The sequence below is a fragment of the Paraburkholderia acidisoli genome, from assembly GCF_009789675.1.
Classification (GTDB): domain Bacteria; phylum Pseudomonadota; class Gammaproteobacteria; order Burkholderiales; family Burkholderiaceae; genus Paraburkholderia; species Paraburkholderia acidisoli.
The window spans coordinates 706,963-722,657 of record NZ_CP046914.1 but is presented as its reverse complement, the minus strand read 5'-3'; the positions used below and the strand labels follow the sequence as shown (position 1 = coordinate 722,657).

The window sequence follows — 15,695 nt, the reverse complement described above, 5'->3', positions numbered from 1 at the left end:
AGTCCGCATGGCTGGTTTCTTCATTCAGCGCCCGATCCTCGCGTGGGTCATCGCCATCGTCATCATGCTGATTGGCGGCGCGGCGACCACGACGCTGCCGATCGAGCAATATCCGACCATTGCGCCGCCTTCGGTGCAGGTCACGGCAACCTATCCCGGCGCCTCCGCCGACACGGTGGCCAAAACCGTCACGCAGGTGATCGAGCAAAAGCTCTCGGGCATCGACAATCTGCTGTACATGTCGTCCACGAGCAGCGGCGCGGGGCAGGCCACCATCAACCTGACCTTCAAGCCGGGCACGAACCCGGACATCGCGCAGGTGCAGGTGCAGAACAAGGTGACGCAGGCGAGCGCCTCGCTGCCCGAAACGGTGCAGGAGCAAGGCGTGCAGGTCGCGAAAGCGTCGAGCGACTTCCTCATGATCGTCGCGCTTTCTTCGCCGGGCGGTACGCTCAACTCCATCGACCTCGGCAACCTCATCGCCACGCAACTCGAAGATCCGCTCACGCAGATCAACGGCGTGGGCGACGTCACGCTGTTCGGCGCGCAGCACGCCATGCGCATCTGGCTCGATCCCGTGAAACTGCGCAGCGTGGGCTTGACCGCGTCCGACGTGACCACGGCGGTCACCAACCAGAACGTGCAGCTTTCGGTGGGCGAACTGGGTGGCGCTCCTGCTACGGACTCCCAGGCGATCAACGCGACCATTTCCTCGTCGAGCCTGCTGACCACGCCGGAACAGTTCGGCGACATTCTGCTGCGCGTGAATACGGACGGCTCCAAGGTCCTGCTCAAGGACGTGGCGCGCATTGAAGTGGGCGGCGATTCGTACGACACGTCCTCGCGACTCGACGGCCGTCCGGCCTCGGCGCTGGCGGTCAAGCTCTCGACGGGCGCGAACGCGATGGCAGTGGCGAAAGCGGTGCGCGCGAAGCTCGTGGAATTGCAGCCGCAATTGCCAAAGGACGTAGCCATCGCGTACCCGTACGACTCCACGCCGTTCGTGAAGATTTCCATTGAAGAGGTCATGAAGACGCTGTTCGAAGCGGTCGTTCTCGTGTTCCTCGTGATGTATCTGTTCCTGCAGAACCTGCGCGCGACGCTGATTCCGACCATCGTCGTGCCGGTCGCGCTGCTCGGCACGCTCGGCGTGATGTCGGCGATCGGCTTTTCGATCAACGTGCTTTCGATGTTCGCGATGGTGCTGGCGATCGGCCTGCTCGTGGACGATGCCATCGTCGTGGTGGAAAACGTCGAGCGCATCATGGCCGAGGAAAAGCTCGACGCCAAGGCGGCCACGAAGATGGCGATGAGGCAGATCACCGGCGCGCTCGTTGGTGTGACCACGGTGCTGACCGCCGTGTTCATTCCGATGGCGTTCTTCTCCGGCTCGACCGGCGCGATTTATCGGCAGTTCTCGGTCACCATTGTTTCGGCGATGGTGCTCTCGGTCATTCTCGCCATGACGCTCACGCCCGCGCTGTGCGCGAGCCTGCTGAATCCAGCCGCCGTGGCGCACGAAGAACGCCGCGGCTTGCTGGGCGCGTTCAACCGCTTCTTCTCGAAGAGCAATGCGCGCTATAGCGCCTCGCTCGCGGGCGTGGTCGCGAAGCCCTTGCGCTGGATGCTGGGCTATGGGCTCATCGCGGGTGTGGTCGGCATTCTGTATGTGACGCTGCCTTCGTCGTATCTGCCGGAAGAAGACCAGGGGTCGATCATGGTGTCGATCTCGGCGCCGGTGGGCACGCCTTCGTCGACAACCCTCAAGACCGTGGCCGCCGTCGAACAGTATTTCCTCAAGCAGCCTGCCGTTTCGCACGTGATGGCCGTGAACGGGTTCAGCTTCAACGGGCAAGGGCAAAACAACGCGCTCGCGTTCGTGCAATTGAAGGACTGGAGCCAACGTGGCTCGAACGACAGTGCGCAGGCCGTGATCGATCGGGCGAACGCCGCATTCATGGGCAGTCGCGACGCGCAGATCTTCGTGATGAACGAGCCGGCGATTCACGGCCTCGGCACGCAGAGCGGCCTCGACTTCGAGATCGAGGATCGCGCGGGCCAGGGGCACGACAAGCTGTTGAAGGCGCGCAATCAGTTCATGGCGCTGGCCGCGAAAAATCCCTCGCTCGCCATGACGCGCGCCGCCGGTCTCGAAGACACGCCGCAGCTCTATGTGGACATCGATCGCGAGAAAGCGAGCGCGCTCGGCCTTTCGATTGCCGATGTCGACGCCACGCTGTCCACCGCGTTCGGCTCGTCCTACGTGAACAATTACATCGACACGGGGCGCATCCAGAAGGTGTACGTGCAGGCCGACGCGCCTTATCGCATGATGCCGAACGACATCGGGCAGTGGTACGTGCGCAGCGATTCTTCGTCGACTAGTTCGTCGTCCTCGAGTTCTTCGTCATCGACATCGACAAGCGCTTCGAGCACCACGACCACGTCGAACTACGACGGCCAGATGGTGCCGTTCTCCGCGTTCGCGAAAACGCGCTGGACCTTCGGGCCGCCTCAGATCGAGCGCTACAACCGCGAACTCGCGATGGAAATGAGCGCGCAACCCGCCGCGGGCGTGAGCACAGGCCAGGCAATGGCGGCTGTCGAAGCCATTGCGAAGCAGTTGCCCGCGGGCTTCGGCATCGAGTGGACCGGGCAGTCGTATCAGGAAGTGCTCGCGGGTTCGCAGGCCACCTACCTGTACGCCATTTCGCTGATCGTGGTGTTTCTCTGCCTGGCGGGTCTGTACGAAAGCTGGTCGGTGCCGATCGCGGTGATTCTCGTGGTGCCCATTGGCGTGCTGGGCGCGCTGCTGGGCGCTCATATGCGCGGCCTTTCGAACGACGTGTACTTCAAGGTCGGGCTGCTCACGACTATCGGACTCGCGACCAAGAACGCGATCCTGATCGTCGAATTCGCCAAGGATTTGCAGGCGCAAGGGCGCGGGCTCGTGGAAGCCACGCTCGAAGCGGCGCATCAACGCTTGCGGCCGATTCTCATGACGTCGCTGGCGTTCGTGTTCGGCGTGTTCCCGCTCGTGATCAGCAGCGGCGCGGGCTCGGCCGCGCGTCGCGCGATCGGCACCGGTGTCGCGGGCGGCATGATCGCGGCGACGGCGCTCGCCATCTTCTTCGTGCCCGTGTTCTTCATCGTCGTACGCAGGCTGTTCAAGGAACATGGCGATGCCGCGCAGCTCGCAAAGGAACAGGAATGAAACGGAAGCTTTTATCGGTGCTCTGTGCGGTGGCGCTGAGCGCATGCTCGCTCGATCCCGCGTATCAACGCCCGGCCGCGCCGGTTTCCGCCGCGTGGCCTGCGGGCGACGCTTACCAGACGCGCGCTTCGACGGGCGCGAGCGCCGCGCAACCGGCTTCGTCGGCATCGCCCTCCGGCGCTGCGCCGTTCGCGGCCGATATCGGCTGGCGCGACTTCTTCAAGGATGCGCGCCTGCAAAAGCTGATCGCGCTCGCGCTCGACAACAATCGCGACCTGCGTGTGGCGGCTTTGCAGGTGGCCGAATACGAAGCGCAGTACCGCATTACGCGCGCGGCCCTGGCGCCGACCGTCGACGCGGGCGGTTCACTCACGAACACGCGCAGCAGCGGCGTGGTCAGCCGTTCGAGCAGTGTTTCGGTGGGCACCACCTCGTGGGAGATCGACTTTTTCGGGCGCTTGCGCAGCCTGAAGCAACAGGCGCTGGAGAACTATCTGTCGACGCAAGCCTCGCGCACCAGCACGCAGCTGACGCTCGTGGCCGACGTTGCGACCGACTACCTGCAACTGCTCTCCGACGAGGCATTGCTGAAAATCTCCACCGACACGGCCAAGGCGAATCAAAGCACCTACGATCTCACGGTCAGCATGATGAAGATCGGCAGTTCGTCGTTGCAGGACGTGCGCGAAGCGCAGACCTCGCTCGCCAGCGCACGCGCGAGCGTGGCGTCGTACACGCGGGCCGTCGCGCAGGATCGCAACAATCTGAGCGCTGAAATCGGGTGTCCGTTGCCCGACGATCTCGGCGAAGGCCCCACGCTGCTCGACAGCGATTCCATGTTCGCCGAGGTCGACGCGGGCGTGCCGTCGGATCTGCTCGCGCGGCGCCCGGACATCATCGAGGCCGAGCACACGCTAAAGGGGGCGAACGCGAATATCGGCGCGGCGCGCGCGGCGTTCTTTCCCAAGATCGAGTTGACGGCCACGGCGGGCACGGCGAGCACGAGTCTCTCGCAGCTCTTCAAGGCGGGCACGGGCGCGTGGACCTTCGCGCCTTCGATCACCATGCCGATCTTCGATTACGGCAGCAACAAGGCATCGCTCGATGTTGCGAAGATCGAAAAGGATATTGACGTGGCCGATTACGAAAAAGCGATTCAGACCGCCTTCAAGGAAGTGGCGAATGCGCTCGCGGGCCGTGCGACCTACGTGGATCAGGTTCAGGCCGACCACGACTACGTGACTTCGGCGCAAGACTATTACGATCTCGCGCAGGCGCGCTACCAGACCGGCACCGATAGTTTTCTCACGCTGCTCACGGCGCAACGCACGCTCTATACGGCGCAAGAGCAGCTCGTGACCGATCAACTGGCGAAGCTCTCGAATCAGGTCACGCTCTACAAGGTGCTGGGCGGCGGCTGGTCGGAAGCAAGTCACGCGGCGCAAGATGCAGCGGGCCATGAAACGCTAACGGCCCGGTGATGTACCGGGCCGTTAGTGGCTGAGTCAATAAGCGAAACTCAGCGTTAGCCGCTTCGCGTATCAGTAACGCGGGGGCGGCGGCGGGCCGCCAGGACCGCCGCCATCCGGGCCGCGACCTTCATCGCGATGGTCGTAGCCGCCGCCATGGTCGTAACCGCCGTGATCGTGCGGCGGCGGGAAGAAACAGCCCGACAAACTCGTGACGAGCACGGCGGCCAGCGCCAGAACGGTATATCTCATCGTCGATACTCCTTTGAAGACATGAATAGCCGGAAACGGTCTTCAGGCAGTGTAGCAACGCGTCTCGCAGGAAAATGTTCCATAGTGTGACGACTGGTAACGTCCGGTTGCGGCGACGTGCGCGAGCGCTTGTCTCTCGGCTCGCAAATAACGTATCATTTTGATACGTTACAAAATCGACCGTAAGAGAGACGCCATGCATTCCCGCTTCGACCGCTTCAAGGCCACGCCGCTCGCCACTCAGCTGGAGGCGCTCATCGAGGCGCCGGGCCGTTACGCGGAATACGCGGTGCTGTCGCGCGTGGGCGTGGCGGCCATTGCCGCCGTGGCGGAGGAAATCGCGCTCAGGTTTCCGGAGATCGAACAGGACACCACGGCGCGCCAGTATTGCGGCGCGCTGGTGGCGGACGTCATGCGCCGCCATGGTCATGAAGTCGCGCAGGCGCGCGGGCGCGTGAGCGGGGCGCTGTTCAGTTACGGCGCGGTATTCAGCGCGCGGCCGGTGGCGCTCTCGTTCGACGAAGTCATCGACGCGCTCGGCGCGATGCCCGCGCGTTTCGCCGCGTTGGTCGAGCGCGTGCCGAAGAAGTCATGGGCGCGCCGCCCGCAGGGCACGGGCTTTTCGTTGCTCGAACATGCGTGTCATTTGCGCGATCTCGACGCGGTTTTTGCCGAGCGGTTCAACGCGGTGCGCCGCGCCACGCTGCCCGCGCTGGCCTCCGTCGACGGTACGGCCATTGCCGAGGCGCGCGGGTACCTGCGCCAGGATCTGGCCGAGGCGTCGCAGGGCTTTGCGGAAGGTCGCCGGAAAATGTGCGCGTCGCTCAGGAAGCTCGCGCCCGAACAACTCGCGCGCTGCGGCGTGAGGGACGGCGTGCGGCGCATGACGCTGGAAGAACTCGTGCGCGAATTGCTCGATCACGACCGCACGCACGCGCTGGAACTCGAAGAGCTCGAAAGCGAATTGAAATGATTGTGGGCTGTAGTGGATGGGCCTAAGCAGACTTTAAGCGGGACTTAACCAGGATTTAAGCGAGCTTTATCGACTTTTAAGTGAATTTAAGTCGCGTGCTTTACGTGATTTGAACCACGTTTTAAACGCCCTTTAACCGCTTTTCAACCGCTCTTTAACCGCGCGCGCTTTCCGTTTCCTGATACAGCTCGCGCAGCGATTGCCCGAACGTGGCGTCCAGGTCGCGCAGCACGCCCGCGCGCGTGAACATCGCCACGGGCGGCAGGGTCCAGTCGAGCGTATACGGCACGATCGCCACGCCCGCGAAATGCACGAGTTCCTCGGCGATATCGGCGGGGACGATGGACACGGCGTTGTCGTTGGCCACGATCATTTCGCCGATCAGCCGTGCCGTATAGCTTTCCACGATGGGCACGGGCGGCGCCACGCCCGCTTGCAGGAACAGATCGGAAATCTGTTCGCGTACCGGCGTATTGGGCGCGCCCAGAATCCAGTCCAGTTCCACGAGCTTTTCCCAGCTCAGCTTCGTGCGCGCGAGGCGGGCCGCGAGACGGCGGCTCGCGATGAGCCGCGGTTTCTGCTGGTGCAGCACTTCAAAGCGTAACTGCGCCACGTCGACGGCCGCCGAAGCGCGCCCGATCACGATGTCGAGCGTGTGGTCGCGCAATTGTGGCAGCAGTGTGTCACTGGTGCCTTCGTGAATCGTCATGGTGATGCGCTGCGGCAGCCGCGATTGCGTAAGACGAATGGCCGAGGCGAGCGTGCGCCCCGAAATAAACGGAATCACCCCCACGTGCAGCCGCGTGGCGTGACCGGCCACCACGGCCTCGATGTCGCGGGCGAGGTGATCGAGGTCGTGCAGCATGGCCTGCGCCCGCGCCAGCACGACGTTGCCGAGCGCCGTGGGCGTCATGCCGCGCGGGGAGCGGTCGAAGAGCGGCGCGCCGAACATGCTTTCGACCTCGGCGAGCGCGTTGGTGACGGCGGGCTGGCTCGTCGCCATGTGTTCGGCCACGCGCGTGAGCGAGCCGTGCTGGCGAATCTGCAACAGCAGCACCAGATGACGCATTTTCAGGCGCGTATTCAGGCGCCTCGTCACTTCTTCGGAACTGAATGACACGATACCGGGGGCATAACCAAACGATAATGGCCCCATACTAAAGCAAAATGGCCGCCTTATGACGGCTCTCTAGAATCCCCTCATTCCAACGCACCGGCCGCCTTCGACGCGCGCCGGGCTCATCATCAGAGTGAGGAACATGAACCAGACCGATCGCCAGGCCGCCCTCGAATATCACGAGTTTCCCACCCCGGGCAAGATTTCCGTGACGGCCAGCAAGCCGCTCGTGACCCAGCGCGACCTCGCGCTCGCCTATACGCCGGGCGTGGCGGTGGCCTGCGAGGAGATCGTGGCCGATCCGCGCAATTCGTTCCGTTACACGGCACGCGGCAATCTGGTCGGCGTGATCACGAACGGTACGGCGGTGCTCGGTCTCGGCAATATCGGCGCGCTCGCGTCGAAGCCGGTCATGGAAGGCAAGGCGGTCCTGTTCAAGAAGTTCGCGGGCATCGACGTGTTCGACATCGAAGTCACGGAAAGCGATCCGGACAAGCTGGTGGACATCATCGCCAGCCTCGAAGCGACCTTCGGCGGCATCAATCTGGAAGACATCAAGGCGCCGGACTGCTTCACGGTCGAGCGCAAGCTGCGCGACCGCATGAAGATTCCGGTCTTCCACGACGACCAGCACGGCACCGCGATCACCGTTTCGGCGGCGTTCCTGAACGGCCTCAAGGTGGTCGGCAAGGACATCACGCAGGTCAAGGTGGTGACCTCGGGCGCCGGCGCCGCCGCGCTCGCGTGTCTGGACCTGATGGTCGATCTGGGCCTGCCGCTCAAGAACATCTGGGTGACGGACATCGACGGCGTGGTCTATCAAGGCCGCAAGACGCTGATGGACCCGGACAAGGAGCGCTTCGCGCAGGACACGTCCGCGCGCTCGCTCAGCGAAGTCATCGAAGGCGCCGACGTGTTCCTCGGCCTTTCGGCGGGCGGCGTGCTCAAGCCCGAAATGGTCACGAAGATGGCGGCCAGCCCGTTGATCCTCGCGCTCGCGAACCCCACGCCGGAAATTTTCCCGGAAGCCGCGCTCGAAGTGCGCCCGGACGCCGTGCTCGCCACGGGCCGCTCGGACTTCCCGAACCAGGTCAACAACGTCCTGTGCTTCCCGTACATCTTCCGCGGCGCGCTCGACGTGGGCGCGACGACCATCACGCGCAACATGGAAATCGCGGCCGTGCATGCGATCGCCAAGCTGGCCGAAGAAGAACTGAACGACTCGGTCGCGGCGGCGTACGGTGCGTATGACCTGCGCTTCGGCCCGAAGTACCTGATTCCGAAGCCGTTCGACTCGCGCCTGATCGTGCGTATCGCGCCGGCGGTGGCGAAGGCCGCGATGGAAGACGGCGTGGCCACGCGTCCTATCGACGACTTCGGTGCGTACACGAACGAGTTGCAACAGTTCGTGTATCACTCGGGCGCATTCATGAAGCCGATTTTCGCGGCCGCGAAGCAGTTCGTGCGTGACGGCGGCAAGTCGCGCATCGTGTTCGCCGAAGGCGAGGAAGAGCGCGTGCTGCGCGCGGTGCAGGTGATCGTCGACGAGAAACTCGCGCGTCCGATCCTGATCGGCCGTCCCGAAGTGCTGCTCGCCCGCATCGAGAAGTTCGGCCTGCGCCTGAAGCTCGGTGAAGACGTGGAAGTCACGAATCCCGAGTACGACGAACGATTCCATCAATACTGGACGACGTACTGGGAACTGCGTTGCCGCGACGGCATTTCCAAGGAAATGGCGCGCGTGGAAATGCGCCGCCGTCTCACGCTGATCGGCGCGATGATGGTGCGTCTCGGCGACGCGGACGGCATGGTCTGTGGCACGGTGGGCGCGTATCACGACCACCTGCGTTTCGTCGACGAAGCGATCGGCATGAGCCGCAACGCGAAGACGTACGCGGCGATGAACATCCTGCTGCTCGACAAGCGCACGGTCGCGATCGTCGACACGCACGTGAACGATAACCCGAGCGCCGAGCAGATCGCCGAATTCACGCTGGCGGCCGCACGTCAGATGGAATGGCTCAATCTCGCGCCCAAGGTCGCGCTGCTGTCGCGTTCGAACTTCGGTTCGGGCAGTTCGGCGTCGGGCTCGAAAATGCGCGAAGTGCTCAAGCTCGTGACCGAGCAGAATCCCGATCTGGAAATCGACGGTGAGATGCACGGCGACGTCGCGCTCGACGAAGCGCTGCGCCAGCGTATTCTGCCGCATTCGAAGCTCAAGGGCGCGGCCAATCTGCTCGTGTGCCCGAACGTGGACTCGGGCAACATCGCCTACAACCTGCTCAAGACGGGTGCGGGCAGCAACGTGGCGGTGGGACCGTTCCTGCTCGGCGTGAATGCGCCGGTGAACGTGCTCACGTCCAGCTCGACCGTGCGACGCATCATCAACATGGCAGCGTTGACGGTGTTGCAGGCGAATCGCGACTAAGCGGGTTTCCGCCTGAGTTAAAGAGCGCGATGGCCTCCAACGGCCGTCGCGCTTTTTTATTGGCGCGAAGGGTGGCGCGGCTGGTTGCATGCGCAACGACCCGGTTTGCGCGACCAAACCCCTTACAATAGGCTCCGTTTTCATTCGTCGCCCGAACGCCCCATGAGCCGAGATCCCCGCCTGAACCTGAACGCGCGCCAGCAGGAGTTGCTCGAATGGGTGCAGCGCGACGGTTTCGTCACGGTCGACGATCTCGCCTCGCACTTCGACGTGACGCCGCAGACCATCCGCCGCGACGTCAACTGGCTCGCCGACATGAATCTGCTGCGCCGTTATCACGGCGGCGCGAGTCTGCCCACGAGCTCGGAAAACGTCTCGTACAGCGCGCGTCAACAGATGTTCCATGACGAGAAGCGGCGCATCGCGGCGCTCGCCGCGCAGCACATCCCCGATCAGGCCTCGCTCTTCATCAATCTCGGCACCACGACCGAGGAAGTGGCGCGCGCGCTGCACAGCCATCGCGGCTTGCGCGTGGTCACCAACAATCTCAATGTCGCGAGCCTGATGAGCGGCTATCCCGACTGCGAAGTGATGATCAGCGGCGGCATCGTGCGGCCGTGGGACAAGGGCATCGTTGGGGAACACACCATCGACTTCATTCGCCAGTTCAAGGTGGATTACGCGATCATCGGCACCTCGGCGATCGAAACCGACGGCACGCTGCGCGACTTCGACACGCGCGAAGTGCGGGTGGCGCAAGCCATCATCGAGCACGCGCGCACGGTGTATCTGGTCGCCGATCATTCGAAAGTGGGCCGCCCGGCGCTTGTGCGCCAAGGACATCTGGAGCAGGTCCACGCGCTTTTCACCGACAAACCGCTGCCGGCCGACATGAACGAAGCCGTGGCGGCGGCCGGCACGCAGGTCCATATCGCGGCCTGAGTTTCCTTTCTGCACCTGATCCCACCGCTTTTTCCTTTGCGAAACCTGGCGCCGTGCGGGCGCGGGTGACATTTTGCCGATACGAAATGTCGCGCGACGTTCGTTTTTTTTCGATTTAATCTGTCTCCATTTTCGTTTGCGCCCAAAGTTCCCACGCTATCGCGTCGATAGTCGTCTTTACTTTTTCGAAAATGTTCGATAAATTTCGAATTCGAACATTTTGACGTTCGCTTTCTTTTTGGGAACCAGCAGGGTGAATCAAGAGAACCGGTACGATCTGCTCGTCGTGGGCGGCGGCATCAACGGCGCGGGTATCGCGCGCGACGCCGCCGGGCGCGGGCTTTCGGTGCTGCTGTGCGAGCAGGACGATCTGGCGTCGCACACGTCTTCGGCAAGCACGAAGCTGATTCACGGCGGCCTGCGTTACCTCGAATACAAGGAATTCGGCCTCGTGCGCAAGGCGCTGCAAGAGCGCGAGACGCTGCTGCGCGCGGCGCCGCACATCATGTGGCCGTTGCGCTTCGTGATGCCGCACATGCCGAACTTGCGGCCCGCGTGGCTCATTCGCATGGGCTTGTTCCTTTACGATCATCTGGCTAAACGCGAGCTGCTGCCTGGTTCGCGCGGCATCGACATGCGCCGTCATGCGGCGGGCGCGCCGCTGATCGACTCGATCCGTCGCGGCTTCGTGTATTCGGACGGTTGGGTGGACGACGCGCGCCTCGTCGTGCTCAATGCGCTCGACGCGAAGGAGCGTGGCGCGACCATCCTCACGCGCACGAAGCTGGTTTCGGCGCAGCGTAACAACGGCGAATGGCAGGCGCTGCTGCGTCGCGCCGACGGCAGCACGTTCGACGTGCGCGCGCGCGCCGTGGCGAACGCGGCCGGACCGTGGGTGGGCGAAGTGCTGCACGGCGCGCTCGGCCGCGAGGCGCGGCATAGCGTGCGGCTCGTGAAGGGCAGCCATATCGTGACGAAGCGTCTGTTCGAACACGATCACGCGTACATCTTCCAGAACCCGGACAAGCGCATCATCTTCGCGATTCCGTACGAACACGACTTCACGCTGATCGGCACGACCGACGTGGAATATCGCAGCGACCCCGCGAAGGTGTCGATCGACGGCGACGAAACGCGTTACCTCTGCGAATCGATCAACCGCTATTTCAAGCGCCATATCTCGCCCGCCGACGTGCAATGGACTTACTCGGGCGTGCGTCCGCTGCTCGAGGAAGAGGGCGCGGCGAACGCGTCCGCCGTCACGCGCGACTACAAGCTCGAACTGGACAACACGGCCGGTGCGCCGTTGCTCTCGGTGTTCGGCGGCAAGATCACGACCTTCCGCAAGCTCGCGGAAGAGGCCGCCGGCTTACTGTGCGGCGCACTCGGGCACGAGGCGAACACCTGGACGGCGCACGAAGCGCTGCCCGGCGGCGATATCGCGAACGCGCGTTTCGAACCGTTCGCGCAAGCATTCGCGAAGCGGCACGCCTGGCTGCCCGTCGCGTTGACGCGCCGTTATGCGCGCGCTTATGGCACACGCGCGGAGCGAGTGATCGGCCCGGCGCAGGCGCTCGCAGATCTCGGCACAGAAGTCGCTCCGGGCATCTACGAAGCGGAGTTGCGCTACCTGCGCGACGCCGAATGGGCCACGCGCGCCGAAGACGTATTGTGGCGCCGCTCGAAGCTCGGTCTGCACGTCGAGCCCGGCACGATCGCCGAAGTCGGCGCGGCCATCGACCGCTGGTTTGCAACGGCTTGCGTGAGCGAAGCCGCGTCGCATTGAATCCGCGAATTCATTCGTATCCCTAAGCATGGCGCCAGCTGCGCCGTGCGAAATCACAACGAGTACAACGGAGATAAGAGACATGCAGGAAAAGTACATTCTCGCGCTCGATCAGGGCACGACCAGTTCCCGCGCCATGCTGTTCGACCGCGAAGGCAATATCGTTTCCATCGCGCAAAAAGAGTTCGAGCAGATTTATCCGCAACCGGGCTGGGTCGAGCACAATCCGCAGGAAATCTGGTCGACGCAGGCGGGCGTGGCCGCCGAAGCCGTCACGCGCGCGGGCCTGAACGGCACCAATATCGCCGCGATCGGCATTACGAACCAGCGCGAAACCACCATCGTGTGGGACCGCGAAACGGGGCAGCCCGTCTATAACGCGATCGTCTGGCAAGACCGCCGCACCGCCGACTTCTGCGACACGCTCAAGGCGCGCGGACTCGAAGAAAAGGTGCGCGCCAAAACGGGCCTGCCGATCGACTCGTACTTCTCCGCCACGAAAATCCGCTGGATTCTCGACAACGTGCCGGGCGCGCGCGAGAAAGCGCGCCAGGGCAAGCTCGCCTTCGGCACGGTGGATAGCTGGCTCGTGTGGAACTTCACGAAGCACGAACTGCATATCACCGACGTGACCAATGCGTCGCGTACGATGCTGTTCAACATCCATACGCGCGAGTGGGACGACGAGTTGCTCGACGCGCTCGAAATCCCGCGCAGCATGCTGCCGGAAGTGCGGTCGTCGTCGGAGGTCTATGGTCCGACCAAGACCACGGTGTTCGCCTCGAAGATTCCGCTCGCGGGCATCGCGGGCGATCAGCAGGCCGCGCTGTTCGGCCAGATGTGCACGAACTCGGGCATGGTGAAGAACACCTACGGCACGGGTTGTTTCCTGATGATGAACACGGGCGCGAAGCCTATCGAGTCGAAGAACAATCTCGTCACGACCATTGCGTGGCAGATCGGCGACGAGGTCAATTACGCGCTCGAAGGCAGCATCTTCATCGCGGGTGCGGTGGTGCAGTGGCTGCGCGACGGTCTCGGCATCATCAAGACCGCTTCGGAGATCGAAGCGCTGGCTGCCAGCGTGCCGCATACCGACGGCGTCTATCTCGTGCCGGCCTTCGCGGGCCTCGGTGCGCCGCACTGGAACGCGCACGCGCGCGGCACCTTGTTCGGCGTGACGCGCGGCACGACCTCGGCGCATCTCGCGCGCGCGGCGCTCGACGCGATCGCGTATCAGTCGCTCGACGTGCTCGCCGCCATGGAAGCCGACTCGGGAATCAGCGTGGGCGAATTGCGCGTGGACGGTGGCGCGAGCGCGAACAATCTGCTCATGCAATTCCAGGCCGATCTGCTCGGCGTGGACGCGGTGCGTCCGAAGATCACCGAAACCACGGCCCTGGGCGCGGCCTATCTGGCGGGCCTTGCCACCGGCTACTGGCAAAACGTGGATGAACTGCAGAGCCAGTGGAAGCTGGGTGCGCGCTTCACGCCCGCGATGGAGTCGGCGCGTGTGGACGCATGCCGTGCGGGCTGGCAGCGTGCGGTGCGCGCGGCAAAAACCTGGGCCGACGATTCGCACTGAGCGTGTCGGGAAGCGCTGCCCGTTTGATCGGCAGAATCGGTATTAACCAGGCATAACGAACTATTAATAACCCGAAAAACGGTTGCGGGCGCAACTTGTGGCATGGCCGCAAGGCACCCGCATCGTGCGGGCAGAGAGACGAATCAACTAACATGTCACCCTATATTGCGGAATTCATCGGCACGGCTATCCTCGTGCTGCTCGGTAACGGCGCGGTCGCCAACGTACTGCTCGCGAAAACCAAAGGCAAAGGCGCCGACCTCATCGTCATCGTGATGGGCTGGGGCATGGCCGTGTTCGTGGCCGTTTATGTGACGGCCTCGTTCAGCGGTGCGCATTTGAACCCCATCGTCACGATCAGTCTTGCGCTGGCGGGCAAATTCGCCTGGTCGAAAGTGGGCGGCTATATCGCCGCGCAAATGCTCGGCGGCATGGCGGGTGCATTGCTCGTCTGGCTCGCGTATCGCCAGCATTTCGCCAACGAAGCGGACCCCGACATCAAGCTCGCCGTGTTCTGCACCGCGCCGGCCATTCGCTGCGTCAAGCACAACGTGCTCACCGAGGCGATCTGCACCTTTGTGCTGATTCTCGGCGTGCTGTATCTGGCTTCGCCGCAAGTGGGGCTGGGCGCGCTCGACGCGTTGCCGGTCGGTCTGCTCGTGCTCGGTATCGGCATTTCGCTGGGCGGCCCCACGGGTTACGCCATGAGTCCCGCGCGCGATCTATCGCCGCGCATCATGCACGCGTTGCTGCCGATCCCCGGCAAGCGCGACAGCGACTGGCGCTACGCCTGGATTCCCGTCATGGGTCCGCTGGCGGGCGGCGTGGCCGCGGCCGGTCTCTACCATTATTTGCATGCACTGCATTGAGGCCGCTGTTGCGCAGTCATGCGCATGGCATTGAACAAAGCCCGCGAAAGCGGGCTTTTTCTTTTGTACGATGTAAATAACGTGCGCGGAAAAGGGTGCGATCCGGTTTCGCTATCGGGTCATGCGTGTTTCGGATTGTTCGGCTATCGCTGCGCGCCTATATTGGGTGCACAAGAGATTCCAACAGATGGAGACACCGCATGAAGCTGGTCCGTTGGGGCAGTCAGGGCAATGAAAAGCCCGGAGTCATCGATCATGCCGGACGCATACGCGATCTTTCGGGCGCGCTGCCCGATGTGGCCGGCAACGGCCTCGCCACCGCCAATCTGCGCCGGCTCGCGGCGCTCGATCTCGACGCGCTGCCGCTCGTTCCCACCGATGTGCGCCTTGGGCCGTGCGTGGGCCAGGTCGGCAAGATCGTGTGCGTAGGCCTCAATTATTCCGATCACGCCGCCGAATCGAATATGCCCGTGCCCACGGAGCCAGTGCTGTTCTTCAAGGCAACCAGTGCGATCTGCGGTCCCCACGACGACGTCTTGATTCCGCCGGGCGCGCAAAAAGTCGACTGGGAAGTCGAGCTTGGCGTGGTGATCGGCGAGGAAGCGCGCAACGTGTCGCGCGAGCGCGCGCTCGATTACGTGGCCGGCTATTGCGTGGTCAACGACGTTTCGGAGCGCGCGTGGCAAATCGAACGCGGCGGCCAGTGGGACAAAGGCAAGAGCTACGACACGTTCGCGCCGCTCGGCCCCTGGCTCGTCACGCGCGATGAAATTGCCGATCCGCAGGCGCTCGACATGTGGCTGGAAGTGGACGGCAAGCGCTATCAAAACGGCAATACGCGCACGATGATCTTCGACGTCGCCACGGTCGTTTCCTATATCAGCCAGTTCATGAGTTTGCAGCCCGGCGACGTGATTTCGACGGGTACGCCGCCTGGCGTCGGCATGGGGCAAAAGCCCGCGCCCGTGTATTTGCATGCGGGTCAAACCATGCGCTTGAGCGTGAGCGGGCTCGGCGAACAACGGCAACGCACCGTGGCCGCACCGGCCAACGCATAAGG

11 protein-coding genes are annotated in these 15,695 nt (G+C 63.5%); 9 read left to right on the top strand and 2 right to left on the bottom strand.

Annotated elements, in window-relative coordinates; translation table 11 throughout:
* Nucleotides 1-7 precede the first annotated feature (7 nt).
* Both FAZ98_RS17415 and FAZ98_RS17410 read left to right on the top strand, forming a co-directional pair.
* Nucleotides 8-3,214, top strand: a complete 3,207-nt coding sequence (locus tag FAZ98_RS17415) for an efflux RND transporter permease subunit (protein ID WP_158952551.1) — start codon at nucleotides 8-10, stop codon at nucleotides 3,212-3,214.
* Nucleotides 3,211-4,695: an efflux transporter outer membrane subunit gene (locus FAZ98_RS17410; protein ID WP_158952550.1), complete on the top strand. Its 1,485-nt coding sequence runs from the start codon at nucleotides 3,211-3,213 to the stop codon at nucleotides 4,693-4,695. The genes FAZ98_RS17415 and FAZ98_RS17410 overlap by 4 nt, the downstream gene beginning before the upstream one ends.
* A 60-nt stretch (nucleotides 4,696-4,755) precedes the next feature.
* Here the strand turns inward: FAZ98_RS17410 and FAZ98_RS17405 are convergent, their stop codons facing one another.
* On the bottom strand, nucleotides 4,756-4,935 hold the full coding sequence (locus FAZ98_RS17405) for a hypothetical protein (protein WP_158952549.1): 180 nt from the start codon (nucleotides 4,933-4,935) through the stop codon (nucleotides 4,756-4,758).
* A gap of 196 nt (nucleotides 4,936-5,131) precedes the next feature.
* Between FAZ98_RS17405 and FAZ98_RS17400 the strand changes: the two genes are divergently transcribed.
* Entirely contained in the window at nucleotides 5,132-5,908 is a 777-nt protein-coding gene (locus FAZ98_RS17400; protein ID WP_158952548.1) for a DinB family protein, read from the top strand.
* Between the two features lie 154 nt (nucleotides 5,909-6,062).
* Here the strand turns inward: FAZ98_RS17400 and FAZ98_RS17395 are convergent, their stop codons facing one another.
* Nucleotides 6,063-6,977 carry a LysR family transcriptional regulator gene (locus FAZ98_RS17395; protein ID WP_407672107.1) on the bottom strand — a complete coding sequence of 305 codons (915 nt, stop codon included), beginning with the start codon at nucleotides 6,975-6,977 and terminating at the stop codon, nucleotides 6,063-6,065.
* A 190-nt stretch (nucleotides 6,978-7,167) separates the two neighbouring features.
* On the opposite strand from FAZ98_RS17395, the gene FAZ98_RS17390 reads away from it, so the two are divergent.
* From FAZ98_RS17390 to FAZ98_RS17365, 6 genes are all read left to right on the top strand, one after another.
* Entirely contained in the window at nucleotides 7,168-9,453 is a 2,286-nt protein-coding gene (locus FAZ98_RS17390) for an NADP-dependent malic enzyme (protein ID WP_158952546.1), read from the top strand.
* Between the two features lie 162 nt (nucleotides 9,454-9,615).
* Entirely contained in the window at nucleotides 9,616-10,395 is a 780-nt protein-coding gene (locus tag FAZ98_RS17385) for a DeoR/GlpR family DNA-binding transcription regulator (RefSeq protein WP_158952545.1), read from the top strand.
* A gap of 253 nt (nucleotides 10,396-10,648) precedes the next feature.
* The gene (gene glpD, locus FAZ98_RS17380) at nucleotides 10,649-12,181 is read left to right on the top strand and encodes a glycerol-3-phosphate dehydrogenase (RefSeq protein WP_158952544.1); all 1,533 of its coding nucleotides are present in this window, start codon (nucleotides 10,649-10,651) and stop codon (nucleotides 12,179-12,181) included.
* Between the two features lie 82 nt (nucleotides 12,182-12,263).
* On the top strand, nucleotides 12,264-13,766 hold the full coding sequence (glpK, locus tag FAZ98_RS17375; protein ID WP_158952543.1) for a glycerol kinase GlpK: 1,503 nt from the start codon (nucleotides 12,264-12,266) through the stop codon (nucleotides 13,764-13,766).
* 152 nt (nucleotides 13,767-13,918) lie between these two features.
* Nucleotides 13,919-14,635 carry an MIP/aquaporin family protein gene (locus tag FAZ98_RS17370; protein WP_158952542.1) on the top strand — a complete coding sequence of 239 codons (717 nt, stop codon included), beginning with the start codon at nucleotides 13,919-13,921 and terminating at the stop codon, nucleotides 14,633-14,635.
* A 200-nt stretch (nucleotides 14,636-14,835) separates the two neighbouring features.
* Entirely contained in the window at nucleotides 14,836-15,693 is an 858-nt protein-coding gene (locus FAZ98_RS17365) for a fumarylacetoacetate hydrolase family protein (protein ID WP_158952541.1), read from the top strand.
* Nucleotides 15,694-15,695: the final 2 nt, after the last annotated feature.

What these genes read in the sequence shown, in the direction of transcription:
- FAZ98_RS17400 (WP_158952548.1), top strand. Translation starts at nt 5,132, where the DNA reads ATGCATTCCCGCTTCGACCGCTTCAAGGCCACGCCGCTCGCCACTCAG.
- FAZ98_RS17365 (WP_158952541.1), top strand. Translation starts at nt 14,836, where the DNA reads ATGAAGCTGGTCCGTTGGGGCAGTCAGGGCAATGAAAAGCCCGGAGTC.
- FAZ98_RS17405 (WP_158952549.1), bottom strand. Translation starts at nt 4,935, where the DNA reads ATGAGATATACCGTTCTGGCGCTGGCCGCCGTGCTCGTCACGAGTTTG.
- FAZ98_RS17415 (WP_158952551.1), top strand. Translation starts at nt 8, where the DNA reads ATGGCTGGTTTCTTCATTCAGCGCCCGATCCTCGCGTGGGTCATCGCC.
- FAZ98_RS17410 (WP_158952550.1), top strand. Translation starts at nt 3,211, where the DNA reads ATGAAACGGAAGCTTTTATCGGTGCTCTGTGCGGTGGCGCTGAGCGCA.
- FAZ98_RS17385 (WP_158952545.1), top strand. Translation starts at nt 9,616, where the DNA reads ATGAGCCGAGATCCCCGCCTGAACCTGAACGCGCGCCAGCAGGAGTTG.
- FAZ98_RS17370 (WP_158952542.1), top strand. Translation starts at nt 13,919, where the DNA reads ATGTCACCCTATATTGCGGAATTCATCGGCACGGCTATCCTCGTGCTG.
- glpK (WP_158952543.1), top strand. Translation starts at nt 12,264, where the DNA reads ATGCAGGAAAAGTACATTCTCGCGCTCGATCAGGGCACGACCAGTTCC.
- FAZ98_RS17390 (WP_158952546.1), top strand. Translation starts at nt 7,168, where the DNA reads ATGAACCAGACCGATCGCCAGGCCGCCCTCGAATATCACGAGTTTCCC.
- FAZ98_RS17395 (WP_407672107.1), bottom strand. Translation starts at nt 6,977, where the DNA reads ATGCGTCATCTGGTGCTGCTGTTGCAGATTCGCCAGCACGGCTCGCTC.